A 26,473-nucleotide genomic window follows, 5' to 3' on the forward strand; every position below is an offset into this window, starting at 1 on the left:
GGGCTGTCCAGCGGGCGTCCACGCGACCTGCAGGTTCTTCTCAGCATGCGCCTGAATTCGATCAAGCTGTCCGGCTTCAAGTCGTTCGCCGAGCCCACGCAGTTCGAACTGCCCGGGCAGCTGGTGGGCGTGGTCGGCCCGAATGGCTGCGGCAAGTCCAACATCATGGACGCCGTTCGCTGGGTGCTGGGCGAAAGCAAGGCCAGCGAGCTTCGCGGCGAGTCCATGCAGGACGTGATCTTCAATGGCTCGGGCAACCGCAAGCCCTCCAGCCGCGCCAGCGTGGAGCTGGTGTTCAGCAACGAGTCGGGCCGCGCGGGTGGCCAGTGGAACCAGTTCAGCGAAATCGCGGTCAAGCGCGTGCTGACCCGCGACGGCAACTCCAGTTATTTCATCAACAACCAGCCGGTGCGCCGCCGTGACGTGCAGGATGTGTTCCTGGGCACCGGCCTGGGCCCGCGCGCCTACGCCATCATCGGTCAGGGCACGATCAGCCGGATCATCGAATCCAAGCCGGAAGAGCTGCGGCTGTTCCTCGAAGAAGCCGCGGGCGTGTCCAAGTACAAGGAGCGCCGCCGCGAGACCGAAAATCGCCTGAAGGACACCCGCGAGAACCTCACCCGCGTGGAAGACATCCTGCGCGAGCTGACGAACAACCTCGACAAGCTGGAAAAGCAGGCCGAGGTGGCGACCCGCTACAACACCTTGCAGGCCCAGGGCACCACCAGGCTGCACCAGCTGTGGTTCCTGAAGCACCGCGACGCGGCCACGGAAGAGCAGCGCATCAAGCTGGCCGTGCTGGAGGCCACCAATGCACTGGAAGCCCGCATGGCCGAACTGCGCCAGGTGGAAGCCGAACTGGAACACGTGCGCCAGGCCCATTACGCTGCCAGCGACGAGTTGCATGCCGCACAGGGCGCGCTGGCCGAGGCCAGCCTGGAGGTCAGTCGCCTGGAAGAGCGCATCCGCTATGTGGTGGAGGGCCGCCAGCGTACCGAGCAGCGCCTGGCCGAGCTGAAGGGCCAGAACGACCAGTGGACCGAACGCCAGGCCCAGGCCGAATTCGAGCTGGAAGAGCTGGCCGAGAAGATGGTGGCCGCGCAAGAGCAGTCGGAAATTCTGGCGGCGCAGGCCGAGGAGCTGGCGGGACAGGTGCCTGCCCTGGAAGACGCCGTGCGTGCCGCCACGCAGAAGGCCAACGAGCAGCGCGGTGTGGCCGCCCAGGTGCAGCAGCAGATCCAGCTGCTGGCAGCCGAATCGCGCAACCTCGATGACCAGTCGCGGCAGCTGAACCTGCGCCGCGAGCGCCTGGCCACCGAACAGAAGGGCCTGGCCACGCCCGACGAGGCCCGCCTGACCGACCTGCGCCGCCAGGCCGAAGCCAGCGAAGAGCAGCTGGCCATGCTGGAGGCCCAACTCGGTGAGCTGAGCGAGACTGTGCCCAGCCTGGAAGAAGCCCGCAAGGCCCGACAGGACGACAGCAACGCCCAGGCTGCGCGCCATGCCGAGCTGGTGGCCCGCCTGGAAGCCCTGCGCGCCTTGCAGGAAAAGGTGCAGACCGAAGGCAAGCTCAAGCCCTGGCTGGCCCGCCACGGCCTGGACAACCTGCAAGGCCTGTGGCGCAAGGTGCAGATCGACGCCGGCTGGGAAACCGCGCTGGAAGCGGCCCTGCGCGAGCGCATGAACGCCCTGGAGGTGGGCCGCGTCGACATCGTGCGGGCCTTCGAGCAGGATGCGCCCCCGGCCAAACTGGCCTTCTACAGCCTGCCACCGGGTGGCATCGAGAACACCCACCACACGCTGGCGCGCCTGTCTGACCGCCTTCGCCTGGGCGATGCCGGCCTGAAGGCCCTGCTGAACGATTGGCTGGAAGGCGTCTATACCGCTGCCAGCCTGGACGAGGCGCTGGCCAACCGCAGCAAGCTCACGCACGGCGAGGTCATCATGACCCCGGCCGGCCACGCGGTCAGCCCCTTTGCCGTGAGCTTCTACGCGCCAGATTCCGAGCAGGCCGGCATGCTGGCCCGTGCCCAGGAAATCGAGAACCTCGACAAGCAGGTGCGCGCCCAGTCGCTCATGGCCGACGACGCCCGCGCCGCCCTGGTGCGGGCCGAAGCGGCCTGCACCGATGCATCGCAACGGCTGGCCCAGGCCCGCCGTGACACCAGCGAGCAGCAGCAGCGCCACCATCAGCTGCAAGTGGAAGTGCTGCGCCTGACCCAGCAGGCCGAGCAGACCTCGGCCCGCGCCGGCCAGATCGCCGAAGAGCTGGCCGAGATCGATGGCCAGCTGGATGACCTGCAAGAGCGCCGCGCCACCGGCGAAGCCCGCTTCGAAGAGCTCGACCTCAGCCTGGCCGACGCCCAGGAGCGCCACGCCCAGCTGGAAGAGGCTGTGATCGAGGCCGAGCGCAAGCTGGGCCAGGCCCGCGAGCAGGCCCGCACGCTGGAGCGCCAGGCGCAGGAGGCGCAGTTCAGTGCCCGTGCATTGGCCTCGCGCCAGGGCGAGCTGCAGCGCGCCATCGAAACGGCGGCCCAGCAGTTGCGCACCAATGAGGCGTCGGCCGCCACCCTGCACGAAGAGCTGGCCCGCTTCAGCGATGCCGCCGCACAGACCGGCCTGGACGAAGCCCTGGCCATCAAGCTGGAAAAAGAAGGCCTGCTGGCCCAGACCCGCAGCCGCTACGACGACCTGGCCGCCCAGTTGCGCCGCGCCGACGAGCAGCGCCTGGGCGCCGAACGCAGCTTGCAGCCGCTTCGCGACCAGATCACCAGGCTGCAGCTGGAAGAGCAGGCCGCCACCCTGGGCGGTGCCCAGTTCATGGAGCAGCTGGTGGCCGCGCAGGTCGATCTCGAAGCCCTGGCGGCCAGCATCGAGGCCGATGGCGTCAAGCTGTATGGCCTGCAAAGCGAGATCGACCGCATCCAGCGCGAGATCAACAGCCTGGGCGCCGTGAACCTTGCCGCGCTCGACGAGCTCACGGCCGCGCGCGAGCGCAAGGGTTTCCTCGACGCGCAGTCGGCCGACCTGCTCGACGCCATCCAGACCCTGGAAGGTGCGATCCACAAGATCGACCTCGAAACCCGCGACCTGCTGGGCAGCACCTTCAACACCGTCAACGAGCATTTCGGGCGCATGTTCCCCAGCCTGTTCGGTGGCGGCAGTGCCAAGCTGGTCATGACGGGCGATGAAATTCTCGATGCCGGCGTGCAGGTCATGGCCCACCCGCCTGGCAAGAAAAACAGCACCATCCACCTGCTGTCAGGTGGAGAGAAGGCGCTCACGGCGATTGCGCTGGTGTTTGCCATCTTCCAGCTCAACCCTGCGCCCTTCTGCCTGCTGGACGAAGTGGACGCGCCGCTGGACGACGCCAACACCGAACGCTATGCACGGCTGGTCAAGAACATGTCGTCCGGCACCCAGTTCCTCTTCATTTCCCACAACAAGATCGCGATGGAAATGGCCGAGCAGCTGGTGGGCGTGACCATGCAAGAACAAGGTGTCTCCCGCATCGTGGCGGTGGACATGGAGGCAGCCATGGGCATGGCCCAGGCAGCCTGATCGATGGAATTTCAAACAATGAGCAACTCTCTGACCTTGGGCCTGGCACTGCTGGGTGGTGTGGTGCTGACGGCTGTGGTGGCCCACGGCGCGTGGACCGCCCGCAAGACGGCGGCCCGGGCCCCCAAGCGTGCCGAACCGACCGACTCAGCCTTGGCCCAGGGTGAAGCCGCCGGGGCTTTGCTGGACACCCAGCCCATGGAGCCGCCGTCTTTGTCGGCACAGCCGGCGCTCAAGCGCAGCCTGGTGCGCCTGGACGCCCTGATCGACGCCATCGCCACCATCACGCTGGAACATCCGATCACGGGCGATGCAGCCTTGGCCCACATGCCCCCCACCCGCCGCGCGGGCAGCAAGCCTGTGCTGGTCGAGGGCCTGCGCACCGATTGCGGTGAATGGGAAGTGCCCCAGGCCGGCGTGACCTACAGCGAGCTGCAAGCCGGCGTGCTGCTGGCCAACCGCACTGGTGGCCTCAATGAAATCGAATACTCGGAGTTCGTCCAGAAGGTCCAGGCCATGGTTGATGGCCTGGGCGGTGCTGCAGCAGAGTTCCCTGACATGCTCGATGTGGTGGGCCGCGCCCGAGAGCTCGACGCCTTCGCCAGCGCCCACGACGCCCAGCTGGCCATGCGCCTGCACGCCAAAGGCAGCGCCTGGTCGGTGGGCTATGTGCAGCAGCAGGCTGCGCGCCACGGCTTCGTGGCGGGGGCACTGCCGGGGCGCATGGTGCTGCCTGCGCTGGAGGACGGAGCGCCCCCGATCCTGACCTTGCACTTCGATGCACAGGCCGCTTTCGCTGAAGACCCTGACCAGGCCACCCTGCGTGAGCTGCTGCTGGCCTTCGACGTGCCTCAGACGGCCCCTGAACTCGAGCCCTACAAGGCCTGGTGTGCGGCTGGTGAAGCCTTGTCGCTGGCCATGGGGGCGGTGATGGCCGACGAGCAAGGCCACGCCTTCAGCTCGGCGGCATTCGAGTCCATCGGTGTGGAATTGACCCGACTGTACGAAGCGCTCAGCAGCCGTGATCTCGCTGCTGGGTCGGCCGCGGCACGTCGTCTGTTTGCCTGAAGTGGGCCGGTGCAGTCCATGACCCAGAACAGCCTGTTTGCCAATGAGCTCGGAGATGAGCCCGGAGATGAGCCCGGCACTTCGGGCCCCGTGTCCGATCCGGTCGCGCAGGCTGCGGCTTTGAGGCAGCAACTGCACCACCATGCCCACCGGTACCACGTGCTCGATGCGCCAGAGATTCCGGATGCCGAGTATGACCGCCTGTTCCAGGCCCTGCAGGCGCTTGAGCAGGCCCACCCCGAGCTGCTGACTGCTGATTCGCCCACTCAGCGCGTGCTGGGGCAGGTGCTCGACGGCTTTGAACCTGTGCGCCATGCCGTCGCGATGCTGTCGATCCGGACCGAAACGGACACCGAGGCCTCGGGGGCAGAGTCCTTCGACGGGCGTGTGCGCCGCGAGCTGGAGCTGGCCGACGATGCGCCACCTGTGGCTTACGCGGCCGAACTGAAGTTCGATGGCCTGGCCATCAACCTGCGCTACGAGCATGGCGTGCTGGTGCAGGCCGCCACCCGGGGTGACGGAGAGACCGGCGAAAACGTGACCCAGAACATTCGCACGGTGGGACAGATCCCTCTGCGCTTGCAGGGTGTGAACCCACCCGTTCTGGAAGTGCGAGGCGAGGTCTACATGCGCCGCGATGATTTCGAGCGACTGAACGAGCGCCAGCGCGAACGTGGTGACAAGACCTTCGTCAACCCGCGCAACGCCGCGGCGGGTGCCGTTCGTCAGCTCGACCCGGCGATTGCCGCCCAGCGCCCTCTGAGCTTCTTTGCCTATGGCCTGGGCGAGGTGCAAGGCTGGGCCGTGCCGCCGACGCACAGCGAGTTGCTCGATGCTTTGCAGTCCATGGGTTTTCCGGTGTGCGAGCACCGCACCGTGGCCGAGGGTGCGCCTGGCCTGGTGGCCTACCACCGAGCCATGGGGGCCCTGCGTGACCAGTTGCCCTTCGACATCGACGGCGTGGTCTACAAGGTCAACCGCCGCGACCTGCAAGACCGTTTGGGCTTTGTCACGCGTGAGCCGCGCTGGGCCGTGGCCCACAAGTATCCGGCTCAAGAGCAGGTCACCCGTGTGGAAGGGGTTGACGTGCAGGTGGGCCGCACCGGCAAGCTCACGCCAGTGGCACGCCTGCAGCCGGTGTTCGTGGGTGGCGTCACGGTCACCAACGCCACCTTGCACAACCTGTTCGAGCTGCGTCGCAAGAAGGTGAGGGTGGGCGACCAGGTCATCGTGCGCCGTGCGGGGGATGTGATCCCCGAAGTGGTGGGCGTGGTGCCCGGCGATCGGGCTGCTTATGTGCCCAACTTCCGCATGCCCGTGGCCTGTCCGGTGTGTGGCAGCAAGGTCGAGCGCGAACGCTCGGAAATGAACCACCGCTGCACGGGCGGGCTGTTCTGTGCGGCGCAGCGCAAGCAGGCCCTGCTGCATTTCGCCCAGCGCCGTGCGCTGGACATCGAAGGCCTGGGCGAAAAACTGGTCGACCAGCTGGTCGATGGCGACCTGATCCGCACGCTTCCCGAGTTGTACAAGCTGGGCCTGACCCGCCTGGCGGCGCTGGACCGCATGGCCGACAAGAGCGCCCAGAACCTACTGGCGGCGCTGGAAAAAAGCAAGCAGACCACCTTGCCGCGCTTTCTGTTTGGCCTGGGCATTCGCCATGTGGGTGAGGCCACCGCGAAGGATCTGGCCAAGCACTTCGGTCAGCTCGACCTCATCATGGACGCCAGCGAAGAGGCCTTGCTCGAAGTGCCCGATGTGGGGCCCATCGTGGCCCACAGCATTTACACCTTCTTCGCGCAGCCCCACAACCGCGAGGTGGTCGAGCAATTGCGCGCCTGCGGCATCCATTGGCCCGAAGAAGACCCGGCCATGCGCGCGAACCGTCCGCAGCCACTGGCTGGCAAGACCCTGGTGCTCACGGGCACATTGCCGACCCTCAGCCGTGACCAGGCCAAAGCCCTGATCGAAGCCGCAGGTGGCAAGGTGGCTGGTTCGGTGTCCAAGAAAACCGATTGGGTGGTGGCGGGGGCTGAAGCCGGCTCCAAGCTCGACAAGGCCCAGGCCCTGGGCGTGGCCGTGCTCGACGAAGAAGGCTTGTTGCAACTTCTGGGCAACACCTGACCCACGCGGACCGTGCGGCTCAGTGCACTCTGACCGGAACCGGGGTGGTTTTTTCTCGCTGGAAAAGCGCCTTGCTCAGGGCGCAATTTTTCACGATCCCCCCGCTCAAGTTTCTGGAACACTGCCCGGACTGACTTCATCACTGGGAGTGTCAGTCCGTGAACGGCCAATACCACCCGCTGCTTGTCGCCCTGTCGGCATTTGTTGCGGTCTACTCGTCCGCGATCTACCTGCTGATCGCCCGGGCCATGCCCGATTTCGACCGCCAGCAACGCATGCGCTGGCGCATGGGGGCCGCCATCATGATGGGCGGAGGCATCTGGTCCATGCATTTCGTGGGCATGCTGGCATTCGAGCTGCCCATCGAGGTCTCTTATCACTCCACCTGGACCGCCGCTTCGGCGATTCCGTCCATCGTGGTCAGCGGCATCTTGTTCCTTTTGCTCGAGCAGCATGTGCTGGGCATTCACCCTCTGCTCGGCAAGCGTTTCTGGTGGGGCGGGCTGGTGTTCGGGATGGGCGTGGTGGTCATGCACCTGGTGGGCATGCACGCCATGGAAGTGCAGCCGGGCATCGAGTACCGCATTGGGGAGTTGCTGCTGGCGGGTCTGGCTGCTGTCAGCTCGGCCTGGGCAGCCTTGAAGCTGGGGCTCGATGGCGGCAAAGACTTCAAGCAGCCCGTGGTGTTCACTTTGGCCCTGGGCCTTGCGCTGGTGGCCATGCATTACATCGGCATGCATGCGGCGCACTTCTCGGCCCTTTCGGTGTGCATCAGCAGTCCCGATTCGCTCAGTGGCACGTCGATGGCCGCTTGGGTCGGCGCAGGCTCGATCGGCCTGGCCAGCGTCACGGCCGTCGGTCTGCTCTTCGAGCAGCAGCGTGCGCAGAACCATTCTCGCAAGGTGCTCGATCTGCAGGCCGCCCTGGCTGAGGTTCAGCACAAAACCGATCAGATCGAAGAGGCTGGGCGCCATGAGCAGGCCAAGGAAGAAGCCAAGCGCAGCGCCATGATGGAAACCGCCGAGGTGAATTTCTTCGAAATCGATGTGTTGACCGATACCATCGCGTTCTCCGACAAGTTCCTCTACCTGGGCAACCACAAGCGCCTGCCTCTGGAGAAGACGCGCAAGCACCGTGAAGAATGGGAGCGCCGTGTGCACCCTGACGACGTCGAGGCAATGCGCACGCTGCTCAATGAATTCTGCCGTGGTGTGGTCACCAGCTATGAGTCGCAATACCGCATCGACGCTGGCCAGGGCGACTGGCGCTGGATCTTGTCACGCGCCCGAATTGTCGAGCGCACAGAAGAAGGCGCGCCGCGCCTGATCTACGGCACCCTCATCGACATCCACCAGCGCTACCTCAATGAACTGGCCCTCGAAGAAGAGCGCCACATGTTCACCACCGGCCCGGTGGTGATGATCCGCGCGGTCTATCACAAAGGAGAGTCTCGCTTCATCTACGTGTCGAGCAACGTGGTCAAGCTTTGGGGCTACGAGCCACAGGCCCTGCTCAGCCTGAGTTCGTCGATGGCTCTGGTGCACCCGGACGATGTCGAGCGATTGCGCGATGAATTCTGGCGCGCCATGACCAGCACCGATGTGTCGGTGCTGGATGTGGAGGTGCGCCTGCGCATGGCCGATGGCAAGTACCGCTGGCACCGCTACAACACCACCATCGACCGCAAGGTCAGCGAGCGCAAGGGTTACTTCATCGACATCGATGCCCGCAAGCAGGCCGAGCTCGATGCACAGAACCAGAGCCGTCGCCTGGAAGAGACCATCTCCCAGCTGGAAGCGGCCCAGGGAGAAGGCGGTGTGCTGCAGGAAACCAGCGACATGCTGCACGCCACGGAAGACATCAACGAGGCCTTCGACATCATCCGGCTGTCGGCCCAGAAGCTGTTCCCGGGCTGGTCGGGTTGGGTGTCGGCCTCTCGCGGGGAGGAGCAGGAGCTGATGATTGGCGCCACCTGGGGCAACATCAGCGCAGACCTGCAGCGGCGTTACCACAGCCGCGACTGCTGGGGCATGCGACGCGGCAAGCCCCACGCCTTTTTCACAGCGCTCAACAGCGTGTGCTGCGCCCACCTGGCCAACATTCCTTCAAACGAGCTCAAGCCCTACCTGTGCCTGCCCATGGCGGCACACGGTGAAACCGTGGGTGCCTTGCACCTGTTCAGCGCCACCAGCGACTTACCCACTGAAGAGCAGATGCAGGACGTGCAGCAACGTGCCCTGCGCTATTCCGAGACCCTGAAGCTGGCACTGAGCAACTTGAAGTTGCGGTCAACCCTGCAGGATCAGGCCATGAAAGATGGTTTGACCAGTTTGTACAACCGCCGCTTCATGGACGAGCGCCTGCCGACCGAGCTGGCACGTGCCCGTCGGGAGGGCCGACCGGTGGCGCTCGCCATGATCGATGTGGATCACTTCAAGCGGTTCAATGATCAGTATGGACATGATGCTGGCGACCATGTGTTGCGCATGATCGCCAAAGAGATCCAGCTGGGCGTGCGGGGCTACGACATTGCTTGCCGATACGGCGGCGAAGAGCTGGCCCTGATCATGTCTGGTTGCACCGCCGAAGCCGCGCAGGCCAGGCTTGAAGAAATGCGCGAGAAAATTGCAGCGCTGGAGCTCAGTCACAACGCCCAGGCACTGCCTCGCGTGACGGTATCGGTTGGTGTGGCCGATGGCGCCGAGCTGTCACCCGAAGAGCTGCTCAAGCGCGCGGACGCCTGCCTTTACAAGGCCAAGGGCCTTGGACGCAATCGCGTCATCCGTCATGGGGCATGAGTTCTGCACCTTGTGAGGCGTCGGCTGGCTCGATGCCGTTGTCTTCTTGGGAAGGCTGGTTGCAGACAATGCGGTTACGGCCTTCACGTTTGGCCTGGTAGAGCGCTTCATCGGCGCGGCGCAGAAGGGCGTCGGCAGCTCCACCGAGTGTGTCGGCCAGTCCGATGGATACCGTCACCCGAGGCAGCATGCTGCTGTTGAACTCCAGCATGAGGGCCGCGATCTGGCTGTGCACTGATTCGACCACGGGAAGTGCCTCGACCAAGCTTCGGCCCGGCATGATCAGCGTCATTTCCTCGCCTCCATAGCGGCAGGGCAAGTCGTACACCTTGGCATGCTTGAGAAGCACCTGCCCGATGGCGCGCAGAACTGTGTCGCCCGCCTCGTGCCCATACTCGTCATTCAGGCGCTTGAAGTGGTCCACGTCGATCATGGCCAGTGCCACACGAGCGCCTTCGCGACGGCTCCGCTGGATCTCGACGGGCAGACGCTCGTTCATGAAACCTCGGTTGTAAAGGCCGGTCAGGCCATCGTGTGTGGCCTGTTCGCGCAGGCCCGCTCTCAGGCGCAGGTTCGACAGGGCCAGCTTCAGGGTTTCGCCCAGTCGGTTGGCGCGCTGCGCGTGCTGAACCATTTGCTCGCGCGACTGCGTGTCGGTCGCCATCAGGTGAAGTGAGCCGATGGTTTCGCCATTGGCCAGCATCGGGATGCACAGGTGAGGGCGAGGTGTGCCGCCCACGGAGTGCACGTGCCGGCAGCGCAGGTTCAGACGCTCGTCATGGAAGGCATGCGTCTTGCCGCGGCGCAAGGCCCAGCAGTCGGCGGTCTGGAAGTCAGAAGCAAAGGCCATGGCCTCGCCCCACCGTCCCACCAGGCGCAATTGCTCCCCAGTCACTGCGCTGGCCAGCGCACCCGACCACTCGGGGAAGATCGCATGTGCTGCACGGCTGATGATGTCGAAGGCTTCGTGCAGGTCTTCGGCCGAGTTCAGGAACTCGCTGCTCTCGCGCAAGATCGCGTTTTCTGCTTTCGCGCGTTCCAGTTCGATCAGCAGGTCTTCCAGGCGGGCCGCCTGGTCCCTCAGGCGAGCTTCCTGCACCTTGAAGGCGTCGATGTCGAAAAGGAAGCCATTGAGCACGCCCCGCCCATCCACAAATTCCAGTCGGCCGAACAGGGTGTGCCAGGCCATTCGCCCGTCGCGCAGCCTGAGCTGCAGTTCCATGTTCAGGTCCTTGATGTCGCGGCGCAGATTGCTGCGCAGCAATTCGGTCATGCGCTGGATGCCTTCGGGCTGGAAGATCTTTTGCCACATGGATTCCTGCTGGATTTCCTCGAGCGTGTACCCCCAGCGCTGTTCCGCATTGACCGACAGGAAGCTCATGTCTTGCATGCGGCCTTCGCTGGCGTCGAACAGCCACCGCACCATCACCACCGGGCCATCAGAGAACAGCCGGCCGTCCAGCTCCAGGGCCTTCTGCAGCTCGGTGTAGCCAGTGATGTCCACATGGGTGCCCACCATGTGACCCGGCTTGCGATCGGGTGTCCACGAAATCACTGTGCCCCGCGCAATGATCCATCGCCGGCGCTCGGAGCCCGGCGCCAGTCGCAAGGAATGCATGGCGTTGAAGTTGCCCAGTGAGCCCAGCTGCACCATGATGTCTTCGAGCAGCGGCGGGAACTCGATCGGGTCGGTGTATTCAGCAGCCCAGGTGCTGAATGTTGTCTCTTCTGACACATCGATCACCTGCTCGTCCACGGTCACCTTGCCTTCCAACCTGAGGTGGTCTGACGCCATGTCCATCACCCAGAAGGTCACCTGCGATTCGGCCAGCACTCGGCGGTACAGTTGGTCGCGTGCTTGTCGCTCCTGCACCAGGGTGTCGGCGATGCGCAGGCTGGCTTCCCGAACTTCCTCCGAGGATGGTTCAACCGCCGGCAATGGCGTCTCCAGTTTCCGCCGCAGCCGGTTGTCCAGGTATTCATGGGTCACCATCCACAGTGTGGCCGGTGCAGTGAGCAGCGCGAAGATGGGCACCATGTCGCGCATGCTGGTGGCGGTGTCAGCGGCAACGCTGAACACTTCAGGAGGCCATTGGCTGGTACACAGCATGGTGATCTCGATGAGGCTCATGAGCGCACCGACGATCAGACCGCCGCGCAGACGGTGCTGGTACAACTTGTAGGTGATGGCCGACGCGGCGATGGCAGACAGAGCGGCGGCCACCAGCACCACCACAGGCACTTTGGGCTGGGGGGCGACCAGCAGGCCTCCTTGCATGTGCCAGGTCACGTAGACCAGCACCAGCAGGTAGCCGGCATTCAGAGTCAGGGCGGTGATGTCGTACAGTTCCTCGTCGAGCATGTGGCGTGAGCGCTGATGGAACATCAGCACATTGGCCGCCAGCAAGATCACCCAGGCGCTCAGGGCCACATCCAGGTGCATCACCAGGCTGAAGACCGGGGCCACCGCAGACACGAGCGTCCAGAGACCGGCCCAGCACGCCGTCGCCAGCGTCGGAGCTGCCAGCCACATCAGTTGCTGCGCCTCTTGTTGCAGGTCGGCCTTGAGCAGGCGGTGCAAGTGTTGCCATGCGGCCCGGTAGGCCACCGCGGTCAGTGCATTGAGCAGCACCCCCAGGGCCAGCAGGCCTGGATGGTAGGTCACACCCGTCAGTTCGGTTGTCACGCCTGGCTTCCTTCCATGTGAGCTTCGGAGGCCTTGTTCTGGCGAGCCTCGGCGGCATGTACCCGGTTGCGACCCAGGCGTTTGGCCTGGTAGAGGGCCTCGTCTGCGCGACGCAGCAATGTCTCCGGTGAGCCACCGGTGGTCTCCGCCACACCCATCGACACGGTGACCGTCGGAAGCGCCTCGGCTCGGAAGCTCAGGCTCAGGGCTTCGATGTCATGGCGGATCTGGTCCAGCTTGATCAGGGCGTCGTCCAGGCGACAGCCTGGCATCACCAGCACCAGCTCTTCTCCACCATAGCGGAAGGCCAAGTCATACACCCGGGTCTTGTCCATCAGCAGGTGGCCCACGGTCTGCAGGACCAGGTCACCGGCTTCGTGACCCCAGGTGTCGTTGAAACGCTTGAAGTGGTCGATGTCGATCATGGCCAGAGACACTGGCATCTGCTGCTGTGCGCATCGGGTGATTTCGATGGGCAGTCGCTGGTCGAGCAGGCGGCGGTTGTAGAGGCCAGTCAGCCCGTCGCGCGTGGCGCGATCGCTCAGCGAGTTGCGCAGCCTGAGGTTGGACAGTGCCATCTTGAGTGTTTCAGCGAACCGCTCGGCCCTCGATTCGACCTCGGCCAGTTCCTGTGTGCTGAGTTCTTCGGCCGCGAACAAGTGCAGCGCGCCCACCGTTTCGCCATTGGCTGCCATGGGCAGGCACAGATAGGGCAACAGTTTGAAGCCCAGCGGGGCATGCAAATGTTCGCAACACAGGTGCATGCCGTTGCCCATGTAGCTATGGGCACGGCCGCGGCGCAGACCCCAACACTGGTCCAGCCGGAAGGTCTCGGCCAGTGGCGGTGGTTCACCCCACTGGCCCACCTGCCAGAGGCTTCCGTCGTCGCGGGTGGCGCTCAGGCTGCCATGCCACAGGGGGAACAGGCGGCTGGCGGCCTGTCGCACCACCTTGAAAGCCTCTTCGTAATTGGCGGCCGTGTTCAACAAGTCGCTGCTGTCCTGAAGTGTGACGCCGTCGGCCTGTGCATCATTGAGTTGCGCGATGAGTTGCTCCAGCCTCGCCCGGTGCTGGTGGGCCTGAACCTCGACGGCTTTGTGGTCGGCGATGCTGATCAGGTAGGCGCGCAGGAAGACCTTGCCTTCCTCGTGCTCGAACACGCCCCGCATGAGGAACCATTGCAGGCTGCCATCGCCCATGCGCAGGCGCACCTGGCGCTCCACGCCGTTGCGGCCTTCGCTCAGTGCTTTCATGATGGCGGGCCGAGTCACGGCCAGGTCCTCTTCAGGCACCATGTCGCTGGTGCTTTTGCCCACCACGGTCCAGTTGCGGGGATAGCGCCACAGTTTGGCCACGTTCTTTGACGCAAAGTCGATGCGACGCGTGTCGTCCAGCACGTAGCGGATGACGGCCACCGGCCCAACGTCGAACAACGAGCGCTCTTGATGCAGTGTGAGTTGGGCCTGTTTGCGCAGGTGGATGTCGATGTGACTGCCCGCCGCCAGCGTGACGTGGCCATTGGCGGTTCGCTCCACCACGAAGCCGCGCGAGATGATCCAGCGCCAGTGGCCCCGTTCATCCGGGATGCGGTATTCGTGTTCAAAGGTCGCGGTGCGCCCCTTCAGGAAGTCGGCGAAACGCTCGATCACACCTGGGCGGTCTTCTGGGTGCAGCCGTTCGAACCAGCCGTTGCCCTGGTAAGTGCGCTTTTCGGGCAGGTAGTCAGATGCGCCGACATGCACGCCATCGAACAGGATCTCTTGGCGAATGGTGTCGACCTGCCAGATCACGATTTGCGAGACGCGGATGGCGTGTTCCAGCTGTTCAAGTGCTGCAAACTTGCCAGCCTGCTGCTGTTCGACCTGCGAGCGGGCCGCCTGTTCGGCAAGGGCCCGACGCATGTCATGCCGAGCGTCAGCTTCGGCATTGCACCGGGACAGAGCTGCCGCATGGCGAGCCCAGTCGCGGCACGAGGCTGCTGCGAAGGCGCACACCGACATCAGCGGGAGCATCCACCACAGCGCCATCACATTGTTCAGGTCTGACCAGCCGATCAGCAACAGACCCACGCCCATGATCAGCAGGCCGATGCCGACTGACCAGCGTGCGTAATCCCAGCTTGAAGTTTGGCTTTTCACGACATGAAGTGATGGGCTACCTGATGTCGTGTGTTTCGGTGCTTTTCAGCCTTTCTTGAGTGACGGAACGCGCCAACCGTTGGCGCAAGTGGGCAATCGGACCGGTTGACGGCGTGTGGGCAGAAAGTTCAGCGGGTTTTGACGTCGCCGGGGGTGCGAAGCAGCGTCATGGCCGTCCCGATCAGGCCAGCCACTTCGCTCATGTTGCCGGGCACGATCATGGTGTTGTTGGTGCGGGCCAGTTCGGCGTAGGCTTCGACCGCCTTTTCGGCCACCTTCAGGTTCACCGCATCCTGACCGCCCGGCTGCTGGATGGCCGCGGCGATCTTGCGGATGGCCTCGGCCGTGGCATCGGCCACGGCACCGATGGCCGCAGCCTGGCCCTCGGCCTTGTTGATCTCGGCCTGGCGCTCGCCCTCCGACTTGGCGATGAAGGCCTCGCGCTCGCCCGTCGCCAGGTTGATCTGTTCCAGCTTGCGCCCTTCAGACTCCGCAATGCGGGCGCGCTTGTCGCGCTCGGCCGTGATCTGCTGCTGCATCGAGCGCAGGATCTCGGCCGGCGGGGTCAGGTCCTTGATTTCGTAGCGCAGCACCTTCACGCCCCAGTTCTGCGCGGCTTCGTCCAGGGCACTGACCACGGCCGCGTTGATGGCATCGCGCTCTTCGAAAGTCTTGTCCAGCTCCATCTTGCCCACCACCGAGCGCAGCGTGGTCTGGGCCAGTTGCGTGATCGCGCTGATGTAGTTCGACGAGCCATAGCTGGCCCGCATGGCGTCCGTCACCTGGAAGTACAGGATGCCGTCGACCGTGAGCTGGGTGTTGTCCTTGGTGATGCAGACCTGGCTGGGCACATCGAGCGGCACTTCCTTGAGGCTGTGCTTGTAAGAGACCTTGTCGATGAAGGGCAGCACCACGTTCAGACCGGCGGTGAGGGTGCCGTGGTACTTGCCCAGGCGTTCGAGCACCCAGGCACTTTGTTGCGGCACCACCTGCACCGACTTGACGATGAACACGATGGCGATGAACAGCAGGACGATGGCGATTTCCATGGATCAGACCTTTTCAAGCAGCAGTTGGGTGCCTTCGATGGCGACGATGCGGTGTGGCCCTGGGGTGGGCGTGTCGAGTGGGGCCTGCAGGCGCGCCGACCAGGCGGCGCCACGGTATTGCACGCGGGCCACGCCGTCGGGGCCCCAGTGGGGTACCTGCACGGTCTGGCCCAGGTCGAGATCGGCCGGGTTGTGGCCGCTGGCCTGGCGCTTGCGACGCAGGTGCACGGCCAGTGCGCTGCCGGTGCCGATCACGGCCGCCACGGCCAGTTGCAGGGCAGGGGGCAGCCCCATGTGGGCGCCCACGGCGCCCGCCGCGGCCCCCAGACCCAGCATCAGCAGGTAGAAACTGCCGCTGAGCAGCTCGCTGGCCACCAGGGCGCCAGCCAGGATCCACCACCAGGTGCTTGCCTGCATCCTCACTCCTTGTTGTTGCCCGGTCAGTGTACGCAGGCGCGAGGCCTGATGGCCGGTGAACCGCATTCAGGGGGAGTGGCGCCCCTGTGCCCCGATTTCTGACAAAAGCCCCTTGTGCTGACACGCAACAGCCCTACACTTCGCGTTTTCCGAATTTTTTGTGGGTGGCCTGATGCTGCGTTTCCACTTCCCCATCGTCATCATCGACGAGGATTTCCGCTCCGACAACTCGTCGGGCCTGGGCATTCGCGCCCTGGCCGATGCCATCCAGAAGGAGGGCTTCGAGGTGCTGGGCGTGACCAGCTATGGCGACCTGTCGCAGTTCGCGCAGCAGCAAAGCCGCGCCAGTGCGTTCATCCTGTCGATTGACGACGAAGAGTTCACCCCCGGCCCCGAGCTCGACCCGGCCGTGCTGAACCTGCGCAAGTTCATCGAAGAGATCCGCTTCAAGAACGCCGACATCCCCATCTATCTGTATGGCGAGACGCGCACGTCGGAGCACATCCCGAACGACATCCTGCGCGAGCTGCACGGCTTCATCCACATGTTTGAAGACACGCCCGAGTTCGTGGCGCGTCACATCATCCGCGAAGCCAAGAGCTACCTCGACGGCCTGGCCCCGCCGTTCTTCAAGGCCCTGATGGACTACGCGCAAGACGGCTCGTATTCCTGGCACTGCCCCGGGCACTCGGGCGGTGTGGCCTTCCTCAAGAGCCCGGTGGGCCAGATGTTCCACCAGTTCTTCGGCGAGAACATGCTGCGCGCCGACGTGTGCAACGCCGTGGAAGAACTGGGCCAGCTGCTGGATCACACCGGCCCGGTGGCCGAGTCGGAGAAGAACGCCGCGCGCATCTTCAATGCCGACCACTGCTTCTTTGTCACCAACGGCACCAGCACCTCCAACAAGATGGTGTGGCACCACACGGTGGCCCCGGGTGATGTGGTGGTGGTTGATCGCAACTGCCACAAGTCCATCCTGCACAGCATCATCATGACCGGGGCCATCCCCGTGTTCCTGACGCCCACGCGCAACCACTTCGGCATCATCGGCCCGATCCCGCAAAGCGAGTTCGAGCCGGCTAACATCCGCAAGAAGATCGCCAGGCACCCGCTGCTCAAGGGGGTCGATGCCAAGAAGGTCAAGCCGCGCATCCTGACGATCACGCAAAGCACCTACGACGGCGTGCTCTACAACACCGAGACCATCAAGGGCATGCTCGATGGCTGGATCGACAACCTGCACTTCGACGAAGCCTGGTTGCCGCATGCCGCCTTCCACAAGTTCTATGGCATGTACCACGCCATGGGCAAGGGCCGTGCGCGCCCCAAGCAGGCGGTGGTGTACGCCACCCAGTCCACGCACAAGCTGCTGGCGGGCATCTCGCAGGCCTCGCATGTGCTGGTGCAGGATTCGCAGAACGTGCCGCTTGACCGGCACCTGTTCAACGAAGCCTACCTGATGCACACCTCGACCTCGCCGCAGTACGCGATCATCGCCAGCTGCGACGTGGCCGCCGCCATGATGGAGCCACCGGGCGGCACTGCGCTGGTGGAAGAGTCGATCAAGGAAGCACTGGATTTCCGCCGCGCCATGCGCAAGGTCGACAAGGAATACGGCAAGGACTGGTGGTTCAAGGTCTGGGGCCCCGAGAAGCTGGTCACTGAAGACATTGGCAAGCCGACCGACTGGGTGTTGAAGGCCAACGAGAAGTGGCACGGCTTCGGCAACCTGGCCGACGGCTTCAACATGCTCGACCCGATCAAGTCGACCATCATCACCCCGGGCATGGACGTGTCGGGCAAGTTTGCCAAGACCGGCATCCCGGCCAGCATCGTCACCAAGTACCTGGCCGAGCACGGCGTGGTGGTCGAAAAGACGGGCCTGTACAGCTTCTTCATCATGTTCACCATCGGCATCACCAAGGGCCGCTGGAACACCATGCTGACGGCGCTACAGCAGTTCAAGGACGACTACGACAAGAACCAGCCGCTGTGGCGTGCCATGCCCGAGTTCTGCCAGAAGAACCCGCGCTACGAGCGCATGGGCCTGCGCGACCTGTGCCAGAGCATCCACGAGGCCTACGCCAAGGGCGACATCGCCCGCCTGACGACCGAGGTGTACCTGTCGGGCCAGGAGCTCGCTATGAAGCCGTCCGATGCCTATGCCTGCATCGCCCGCCGCCAGACCGAGCGGGTCGAGGTCGACCAGCTGGAAGGCCGCATCACCACGGCCTTGCTGACGCCTTACCCGCCCGGCATCCCGCTGCTGATCCCGGGTGAGCGCTTCAACAAGAAGATCGTCGATTTCCTGAAGTTCAACGAGCAGTTCAACCTGGCCTTCCCCGGCTTCGCCACCGACGTGCACGGTCTGGTTGCCGAAGAAAGCGCCGACGGCAAGAAGCGCTACTACGTCGATTGCGTGGCCCAGGACGTGCCGGCCTGATCTGTTGGGGGCCTTTCGCAGGCCCTGCGGCTGTCCGCATGGGCAGCCGCGCGTGGTCCATGCGTCAAGGCAGCCAGAGCGTGAAGCAGGCGCCACCCGCGGGGTGGTCTGTCAGGCTCACGTGGCCACACTGCGCACCAAGGGTGTGGGCCTTTGCCACGGCCTGTGACAGGGCTGTGCCCAGGCCCGTGCTGGTTCGTGCGTCGGTGGCGCCGCTTTGCAGCCCCGGTCCGTCGTCGGTGATGGTGAAGCGCAGCCCACCTTCGCTGACTGAGCAGCTCAGCTGAACGGTGGTGCGCGCAAAGCGTGTCGCGTTGTGCACCGCGGCGTCCAGGGCCAGCCGCAGCAGCCGGCGGTCGAAGTACCAGAAGGGTGGGGCGGTGTCGGCAGTGTGAGCGATCAGCCGGATGTCACGTCCCTCGGTCGCCAGGCGGCTTCGCCAGTGGCTCACCAGCGCATCGAGCAGCGCCTGGGGTGATTCGTCTTCGCACAGGGGGCGCAGTTCGCCGGCTTCCGCGGCGTACAGCGTCAGGAACTGCACGAACTCCTGCCGCAGGGCCTGGCAGTGGTGGTGCGCCTGCTGGCTGGCCTCTCGGTGTGCCTCGGGCGAGGGCAGGCAGGCCATGGCGGCCAGCTCCGCTTCCAGGCTGCCCAGCGCGTTCTTGAGGTCGTGGGCAATGAGGGCCAGGGCCTGGCTCATGGTGGGCCTGTTCAGTGGATTTCGGCTTGTTCCAGGGCGCCCACGGTTTCGCGGAAGTAGCGGCGCATCGCGATCACGCGGTCATGGCCGGGCAGGAGCTTTTCCAGCCGGGTCAGGTAGGTGCGGATCCGGTCCATGCGGTCGGCGTTCAGGTCCTTCTTCAGGCGCAGCGCCATGCAGTTGATCTGAGCGGCCTGCAGCAGAACGCCTGTGTTCTCGGGGTAGTCGCGCACGGCCTGTTCGATCATGGCCACAGCGTCGTCGATCTGGCTGTCGCGCAGCAGCTTGCGGGCGTCGGCCACCTTGCGCTCCAGCCCCGCGGTGGCCGATTCGATCACCGAGGCGATCTTGTCTTCGTGGCCGGTGTCGCGCAGGGCCTTGCCGATCATCTGCTTGATGCGCCGGTTTTCGTGGTCGGCGCTGATGGCGCTTTCCAGCAGCTTCATGCCGGCGTCTTCGTTGCCGCACATGATCTCGGCCTTGGCCAGCGCGACCGTGGCGAAGTCGGCCTTGCCCTTGCGCATGGTTTCGCGGGCGCGGGCCAGGGTCTTGAGGGCTGCATCGGTCTGCCCGGTGCTCAGTTCGGCCTGGGCCTGCACGGCCAGCGCGACCGAGCCAAAGCTGGGCGCCGACTTGAAGGCAGCCGCCGCCTCACCCAGCACCTTCAATGCTTCACCGCCTTGCCCCTGGTCGACAAGGGTCTGGGCCAGCAGCAGGCTGTCTTGCGGTTGCGCCACCACCGACCCCTTGCTGGCTTTGGTGGCCTTGCTGAGGGCTTCGCGGGCGGTGTCGAGGTCGCCATTGCGGTAGGCGCTTTCGCCCAGGATGCGCTGGCGGCGCGCCGAGGGGATCACATTGGCGGCGTCACGCAGCACCCACATGGCGCCTTCGGGGTCTCCGGTGGCCTCCATGGCTTCTGCGATCACGTCGTAGGCCGCCACATTCTTCTCGCCTTCGCGGCTTTCGATGATGTCCTGGGCCAGTTGCCGGGCCTGTTCGAACTGGCCGGCGGCCTTGTGGGCCCGGGCCAGCCCCAGCTGCGCCCAGACCAGGTCGCGTCGCACCTCCAGGGCTGCGCGGTACACGGCCTTGGCGTCTTCATGGCGGCCGAGCTTGAGCAGCACCTGCCCCTTGCTTTGCAGGGCGCTCATGCCCCAGCGTCCCTTGGCTGCCAGCACCTTGTCGCACTCGGCCAGCGCGCCCGGCAGGTCATCGCGGGCCAGGCAGGTGTTGATGACCAGCAGGGCATCGCGTTTTTCAAGCGACACCTTCAGGCGCTCTTCGATGTCGGTGGCCGTGCACGGCTTGAGCAGGTAGGCGTCGGGGTGTTGCTCGGTGGCGGCGGCCACCGATGAATAGCTGCTCTCGGCCGTGATCATGAAAAACAGGCTGTCGGGCGGCAGCAGCTGTTCCTCGCGCAGGTACTCGAACAGCTGCTGACCATCGGTCTTGGCGTTCAGGTTGTAGTCGCACAGGATCAGGTTGTACTTGCGTGCCCGCACCAGCCGCACGGCATCTTCGGGGGTGGCACACACCTCGACCTTGCTGATGCCGATGAGTGCCAGGTGTCCGCGCAGCGTGCTTTGCTGCGTGGCCATGTCATCGATGACCAGGGCGGTGAGGTTCGAATACGGTGTGACGACAGTGGCCATGGTTCAACACATTCCCGGATGAAACTGCGTGCTTTCAGAGCCGTTCGTCAACTTCACCGAGCGGCGCCACGCGGAGACCCCTGGCCTCCGGTTCGTTTCATATCGGAAGATGCACGCCCGAACTTGAATCAGGCGCGCAGGCGCAGCTCGCCCGGCATCCTTTTCCCATGGCGAAACAGTGGCGGCAGGGTGTCGGTGGGGCAGCGTGCGGCCTGCAGTTCGCGCAGGCGCTCAATCAGCGTGCCGGGCAAGGCGAGCGCTGTGGCGTGCCGCTGGTAGATGGCATCGGCCAGTTCGACCAGCCGCACATTCAGGGTCTCGCGCGCCCGGTTCAGCAGCAACTCCAGGGCTTGCTGGGCCTGACCTGCCAGGGAATGGCTCAGGGCCTGCTCGGCCATCTGGCGGGTGTCGCGGTGCTGGGCAGTGAACACATCGCGCAACTCCGGTTGCGCTGCGCTGGCCAGTTCCAGCAGCGTGGTGCTGGTCTGGCTGTGACAGAAGCGCTGCGCCAGCCGAGTGGCCCAGTCGCGCTGTTCTGGCAGGCACACGCCGTGGTTCAACAGGCGGGTCATCAGCGACGCCGCGTTGCAACCGGCCTCCAGGTCAAAGTCGGCCAGCATCTGGTCGGCCATGTACAAGCGCGCGCTTTCGATCGCCTGGCGGGTGTCTCGCGCCTGCAATCCCGTCAGCGCCAGCAGCAGGTGCGATTGGCGCAGCCGCCTGCCCAGGTCATCAGGGTCGTCGTCAAACACTTCCATCAGGGCCTTGTGGGCCTGCTGAAGTGCGGCCGGCTGTGCCGCGTCAAAGGACATCAGGCCCTGCAGCACCAGCGTCTGGGTGTCAAAGAGCTTGCCGCCGCCGTCGCTCAAGGCGCTGAGTTGCTGGGCTTTGCGCAGCGTCTGGCGCGCCAGTTCGTGCTGGCCCAGGTAAAAGGCCAGGCTGCCCACCTTTTGCAGCCTGGGGATCGACTGCGGGGTCAGCTCCACCGCCTTGTGACAGGTGTCCAGGGCCAGGGGCAGCTGCCCGGCCTCCAGCTGGGCCCGGGCCAGGATGTCGAAGGCGTCCACGCACTCGGGTTGCTCGGCGGTCAGCTGGTGCAGTTGCTCGGCGGCACGTCGGTGCTGACCTTGTTCGATCTGGGCGCGTGCCACGCCCATGCGCGCCCAGGGCACGGCCTGGTGCTCGCACACGGCACTGAACATTTCCTGCGCTTCGGTGTGGCGGCGCAGGCGAAGCATCAGTTCTGCGCCGATGCGGGCCGCATACAGCCAGTAGGCCTTGCGCGCGTGGAAGCGCTCCACGCACAGCTGGGCTGCGCGTTCCAGGTCTCGCTGCCCGATGGCCTGGAAGATGTCGGCCAGGGCTTCCTTGCGCAAGCGGATCAAGATCAGCCGTTCGCTCAGGTCGGCCAGCCGATGGGGCTTGAGCAGGTAGCTGTCCAGTGCCGATTCGGCCGCTTCGGCCACCCGGTGGTAACTGTTTTCGGCCGTGACCATGACCACGCTGGTCGACAGTGGCAGCAGGTTGGCCTGGCGCATTTCTTCGATCAGCTGCTGGCCCGAGCCCCGTTGCCCTTCGAAGTGGTAGTCACAGAGCAGGATGTCATAGCGGCGTGTGCGCAGCAGGCGGCGGGCGTCGCTGAGCAGGCTGGTCGCCGTGATGTCGGGGATGTTGAGGGTCTGCAGCATGCGCACGAGGGCGTTGCGCGAGCCGGTGTGGGGGTCGATCACGAGGGCGCTGGCGCGGCCCAGGTCTGAGTCGATCAGTGCCATGGTCTTTTCCTGAAGGTTCCAACGAACCGGTGCCATGGAGTCCGGTGTCCGGATATCGGTGGGCCGCCAGGAAAACTGAGGGGTGTTCCGCAAAAAGCTGCGCGCAAAGAAAAAGGCCGGACGGGCCGGCCTTGGGTGTGGACGATTTCAGCGTCACTTGAACAGGTTCTTGACCCGGTCTGCCCAGCCCTTGGTATGGGGCGAGTGCTTTTCGCCGCCCTTCTTGAACGACTCGTCGAGTTCCTTGAGCAGCTTGCGCTGGTGCTCGGTGAGCTTGACCGGCGTTTCCACCGTGATGTGGCAGTACAGGTCACCCGGGTAGCTGGAGCGCAAGCCCTTGATGCCTTTGCCACGCAAGCGGAAGGTCTTGCCGTGCTGGGTGCCTTCCGGGATCTCGATCTCGGCCTTGCCACCCAGCGTGGGCACCTCGATGTTGCCACCCAGGGCTGCGCTGGTCAGCGGCACCGGCACCGTGCAGTGCAGGTCGTCGCCGTCACGTTCGAAGATGTCGTGCTGCTTGATCCGGATCTCGATGTACAGGTCACCGGCGGGGCCGCCATTGGTGCCGGGCTCACCGTTGCCAGCCGAGCGGATGCGCATGCCTTCGTTGATGCCAGCCGGGATCTTGACTTCCAGGGTCTTGGTCTTCTTGACGCGGCCGGCGCCGTTGCACGACGTGCAGGGCTCGGGAATGATCTTGCCAGTGCCGTGGCAATGCGGGCAGGTCTGCTGCACGCTGAAGAAGCCCTGTCGCATGTGCACCGTGCCCGCGCCGTTGCAGGTCGGGCAGGTCTTGGGCTGGGTGCCGGGCTTGGCGCCGCTGCCGTGGCAGGTGTTGCACTCTTCCCAGGACGGAATCCGGATCTGGGTTTCCTTGCCATTGGCGGCTTCTTCGAGCGAGATCTCCATGGCGTACGACAGGTCGTTGCCACGGTAGACCTGCGGGCCGGCACTGCGGCGGCCGCCGCCTTGCTGCCCAAAGATGTCGCCAAAGATGTCGCCAAAGGCCTCGGCGAAGCCACCGAAGCCCTCGGGGCCACCACGGCTTGCACCCATGTTGGGGTCGACACCGGCATGGCCGTACTGGTCGTAGGCGGCCTTCTTCTTGGGGTCCGAGAGCATCTCGTAGGCCTCTTTGACCTCCTTGAACTTCTCTTCGGCTTCCTTGGCTTTCTCACCCTGGTTGCGGTCCGGGTGGAACTTCATGGCCAGCTTGCGGTAGGCCTTCTTGATCTCGTCTTCTGCTGCGCCTTTGCTGACGCCCAGGACTTCGTAGTAATCGCGTTTTGCCATGATGGGTGTGTCCTGATCCGACAAAGGCACAGGGCATGAGCCGGGGGCTCACACGCCTGTGCCTGGGAAAGGAGGGAAGGGTGATCAGTCCTTCTTGACTTCCTTGAACTCGGCGTCGACCACGTTGTCGTCGGCAGGCTTGGCCGAGGCACCTGCATCGGCAGCACCCGCAGCTTCCGCGCCAGCGGCACCGGCTGCACCTTGTGCGGCCTGCATGTCGGCGTACATCTTCTCGCCCAGCTTCTGCGAAGCGGTCATCAGGGCGTTGGTCTTGGCCTCGATGTCGTCCTTGTCATCACCCTTGAGGGCTTCTTCGACGTCCTTGATCGCGGCTTCGATCTTGTCCTTCTCGCCAGCGTCCAGCTTGTCTCCGTACTCGGTCAGCGACTTGCGCACGCTGTGCACCAGGCCATCGCCCTGGTTCTTGGCCTGCACCAGTTCCAGCTTCTTCTTGTCTTCGGCGGCGTTGAGCTCGGCGTCCTTGACCATTTTCTGGATCTCGTCTTCCGACAAGCCCGAGTTGGCCTTGATGGTGATCTTGTTTTCCTTGCCGGTTCCCTTGTCCTTGGCCGACACGTGCAGGATGCCGTTGGCGTCGATGTCGAAGGTCACTTCGATCTGGGGGATGCCACGCGGTGCGGGCGGGATGCCTTCGAGGTTGAACTCGCCCAGCATCTTGTTGCCGGCGGCCATCTCGCGTTCGCCCTGGAAGACCTTGATGGTCACGGCCGGCTGGTTGTCGTCGGCGGTGGAGAAGGTCTGAGCAAACTTGGTCGGGATGGTCGTGTTCTTGCTGATCATCTTGGTCATGACGCCGCCCATGGTCTCGATGCCCAGAGACAGCGGGCTCACATCCAGCAGCAGCACGTCGGTGCGGTCACCCGACAGCACCTGGCCCTGCACGGCAGCGCCCACGGCCACGGCTTCGTCAGGGTTGACGTCCTTGCGGGGGTCCTTGCCGAAGAATTCCTTGACCTTCTCCTGCACCTTGGGCATGCGGGTCATGCCGCCCACCAGGATCACGTCGTCGATGTCACCCACGGCCACGCCAGCGTCCTTGATGGCGGTGCGGCAGGGGGCGATGGTGCGCTCGATCAGCTCTTCGACCAGGCTTTCCAGCTTGGCGCGGGTCAGCTTGATGTTCAGGTGCTTCGGGCCGGTGGCGTCAGCGGTGATGTAGGGCAGGTTGACGTCGGTCTGCGACGAGTTCGACAGCTCGATTTTGGCCTTTTCAGCGGCTTCCTTCAGGCGCTGCAGGGCCAGCACGTCCTTCGTCAGGTCAACGCCCTGTTCCTTCTTGAACTCGGCGATGATGAAGTCGATGATGCGCTGGTCGAAGTCTTCGCCGCCCAGGAAGGTGTCGCCGTTGGTCGACAGCACTTCGAACTGCTTTTCGCCATCGACATCAGCGATTTCGATGATGGACACGTCGAAGGTGCCGCCGCCCAGGTCGTACACGGCGATCTTGCGGTCACCCGAGCCGACCTTGTCCAGGCCGAAGGCCAGGGCCGCGGCGGTGGGTTCGTTGATGATGCGCTTGACGTCCAGACCCGCAATGCGGCCAGCGTCCTTGGTGGCTTGGCGCTGGGCGTCGTTGAAGTAGGCGGGCACCGTGATGACGGCCTCGGTGACTTCTTCACCCAGGTAGTCTTCGGCCGTCTTCTTCATCTTGCGCAGCACTTCGGCCGACACTTGCGGCGGTGCCATCTTCTTGCCGCGCACTTCCACCCAGGCGTCACCGTTGTCGGCCGCAGCGATGGAGTAGGGCATCAGGTCGATGTCCTTTTGCACTTCCTTTTCGGTGAACTTGCGACCGATCAGGCGCTTGACCGCGTACAGCGTGTTCTTGGGGTTGGTCACGGCCTGGCGCTTGGCCGAAGCGCCCACCAGGATCTCACCGTCTTCCTGGTAAGCAATGATGGAAGGGGTGGTGCGAGCGCCTTCGCTGTTCTCGATCACCTTGGTGGTGTTGCCTTCCATGATGGCCACGCACGAGTTGGTGGTGCCCAGGTCGATGCCAATGATCTTGCCCATTTGAATATCTCCTAATGTCGGTTTGCGGGGCCTGGCCCGCGCTTGATGCTGTATCTGCGTTGCCAGCCGGGTTTTTCAAGGGGCCTGAACGCAGTTCAGGCGCACTTTTTGAAATGGCCCGGGGGCGGCTTGTGCTGAATCAAATCACTTGGGGGCGGCCACGGTCACCAGGGCCGGACGCAGCACGCGGTCGGCGATGGAGTAACCCTTTTGCAGCACGCCCACGACGGTGTTGGCTTCCTGATCGGCCGGCACCATGCTGATGGCCTGGTGCTGGTGGGGGTCGAATTTCGTGCCGGCGGCCGGGTTGATCTCGAGCACCTTGTTGCGCTCGAGCGCCGAAGCCAGCTGGCGCAGGGTGGCGTGCACGCCTTCCAGCACGGTTTCCACCGGGGTGTCGGGCTTGGCGGCGTGGGTGGCGATGGCGGCTTCCATGCTGTCCTTGACGGGCAGCAGGCTTTCCGCGAACGATTCCACTGCGAACTTGCGGGCCTTGGAGATCTCGTCTTCGGCTCGACGGCGGATGTTTTCGGCCTCGGCCTTGGCGCGCAGGTAGGCGTCAGAGACTTCAGTGTGCTTGGCCTGCAGTTCGGCCAGCTGCTGCTCGACGCTCAGGGGGGCGCTGTCGGCGCCCTGTTGGTCGGCGGCCTGGGTGTCGGGGGTGCTGGGCGTGTCGCTCATCACGAAAACTCGGGTTGGAATTGAAAACCCTGCTGAATTTGGGGCGATGCCCGGGGTTTC

15 protein-coding genes are annotated in these 26,473 nt (G+C 64.6%); 5 read left to right on the forward strand and 10 right to left on the reverse strand.

Going from position 1 to position 26,473, the window contains the following annotated elements; genetic code table 11:
* Positions 1–45: 45 nt before the first annotated feature.
* The 4 genes from smc to EYS42_RS14175 all read left to right on the forward strand — a co-directional run bounded on the left by smc (position 46) and on the right by EYS42_RS14175 (position 9,548).
* Positions 46–3,561: a chromosome segregation protein SMC gene (smc, locus tag EYS42_RS14160; RefSeq protein WP_130968849.1), complete on the forward strand. Its 3,516-nt coding sequence runs from the start codon at positions 46–48 to the stop codon at positions 3,559–3,561.
* A gap of 18 nt (positions 3,562–3,579) precedes the next feature.
* Entirely contained in the window at positions 3,580–4,629 is a 1,050-nt protein-coding gene (locus EYS42_RS14165; protein ID WP_130968850.1) for a cell division protein FtsZ, read from the forward strand.
* An 18-nt stretch (positions 4,630–4,647) separates the two neighbouring features.
* Positions 4,648–6,750: an NAD-dependent DNA ligase LigA gene (ligA, locus tag EYS42_RS14170; protein WP_130968851.1), complete on the forward strand. Its 2,103-nt coding sequence runs from the start codon at positions 4,648–4,650 to the stop codon at positions 6,748–6,750.
* 158 nt (positions 6,751–6,908) lie between these two features.
* Positions 6,909–9,548 carry a diguanylate cyclase gene (locus tag EYS42_RS14175; RefSeq protein WP_130968852.1) on the forward strand — a complete coding sequence of 880 codons (2,640 nt, stop codon included), beginning with the start codon at positions 6,909–6,911 and terminating at the stop codon, positions 9,546–9,548.
* Here the strand turns inward: EYS42_RS14175 and EYS42_RS14180 are convergent.
* From EYS42_RS14180 to EYS42_RS14195, 4 genes are all read right to left on the reverse strand, one after another.
* On the reverse strand, positions 9,529–12,234 hold the full coding sequence (locus EYS42_RS14180; protein ID WP_130968853.1) for a sensor domain-containing diguanylate cyclase: 2,706 nt from the start codon (positions 12,232–12,234) through the stop codon (positions 9,529–9,531). The genes EYS42_RS14175 and EYS42_RS14180 overlap by 20 nt on opposite strands.
* The gene (locus EYS42_RS14185) at positions 12,231–14,372 is read right to left on the reverse strand and encodes a sensor domain-containing diguanylate cyclase (protein ID WP_130968854.1); all 2,142 of its coding nucleotides are present in this window, start codon (positions 14,370–14,372) and stop codon (positions 12,231–12,233) included. The genes EYS42_RS14180 and EYS42_RS14185 overlap by 4 nt, the downstream gene beginning before the upstream one ends.
* A gap of 128 nt (positions 14,373–14,500) precedes the next feature.
* On the reverse strand, positions 14,501–15,421 hold the full coding sequence (locus EYS42_RS14190; protein ID WP_130968855.1) for an SPFH domain-containing protein: 921 nt from the start codon (positions 15,419–15,421) through the stop codon (positions 14,501–14,503).
* Positions 15,422–15,424: 3 nt separating this feature from the next.
* A complete protein-coding gene (locus EYS42_RS14195) occupies positions 15,425–15,838 on the reverse strand; it encodes an NfeD family protein (RefSeq protein ID WP_130968856.1) in 414 nt (137 codons plus the stop codon).
* A gap of 172 nt (positions 15,839–16,010) precedes the next feature.
* Here EYS42_RS14195 and EYS42_RS14200 point away from each other — a divergent pair, with 172 nt between their 5' ends.
* Positions 16,011–18,281 carry an arginine/lysine/ornithine decarboxylase gene (locus EYS42_RS14200; RefSeq protein WP_130968857.1) on the forward strand — a complete coding sequence of 757 codons (2,271 nt, stop codon included), beginning with the start codon at positions 16,011–16,013 and terminating at the stop codon, positions 18,279–18,281.
* 64 nt (positions 18,282–18,345) lie between these two features.
* On the opposite strand, the gene EYS42_RS14205 is transcribed toward EYS42_RS14200, so the two are convergent.
* From EYS42_RS14205 to grpE, 6 genes are all read right to left on the reverse strand, one after another.
* Complete coding sequence (locus tag EYS42_RS14205) at positions 18,346–18,981, reverse strand: sensor histidine kinase (RefSeq protein WP_130968858.1); 636 nt, start codon at positions 18,979–18,981, stop codon at positions 18,346–18,348.
* Positions 18,982–18,992: 11 nt separating this feature from the next.
* The gene (locus tag EYS42_RS14210; RefSeq protein WP_130968859.1) at positions 18,993–20,633 is read right to left on the reverse strand and encodes a tetratricopeptide repeat protein; all 1,641 of its coding nucleotides are present in this window, start codon (positions 20,631–20,633) and stop codon (positions 18,993–18,995) included.
* 128 nt (positions 20,634–20,761) lie between these two features.
* Complete coding sequence (locus tag EYS42_RS14215; RefSeq protein WP_165456796.1) at positions 20,762–22,405, reverse strand: response regulator; 1,644 nt, start codon at positions 22,403–22,405, stop codon at positions 20,762–20,764.
* A 153-nt stretch (positions 22,406–22,558) separates the two neighbouring features.
* A complete protein-coding gene (gene dnaJ / locus EYS42_RS14220) occupies positions 22,559–23,698 on the reverse strand; it encodes a molecular chaperone DnaJ (protein ID WP_130968861.1) in 1,140 nt (379 codons plus the stop codon).
* An 84-nt stretch (positions 23,699–23,782) separates the two neighbouring features.
* A complete protein-coding gene (gene dnaK / locus EYS42_RS14225) occupies positions 23,783–25,732 on the reverse strand; it encodes a molecular chaperone DnaK (RefSeq protein WP_130968862.1) in 1,950 nt (649 codons plus the stop codon).
* A gap of 144 nt (positions 25,733–25,876) precedes the next feature.
* Positions 25,877–26,413, reverse strand: a complete 537-nt coding sequence (gene grpE, locus EYS42_RS14230) for a nucleotide exchange factor GrpE (protein WP_130968863.1) — start codon at positions 26,411–26,413, stop codon at positions 25,877–25,879.
* Positions 26,414–26,473: the final 60 nt, after the last annotated feature.

The organism is Aquabacterium lacunae (genome assembly GCF_004310865.1).
GTDB classification, from domain to species: Bacteria; Pseudomonadota; Gammaproteobacteria; order Burkholderiales; family Burkholderiaceae_C; genus Aquabacterium; species Aquabacterium lacunae.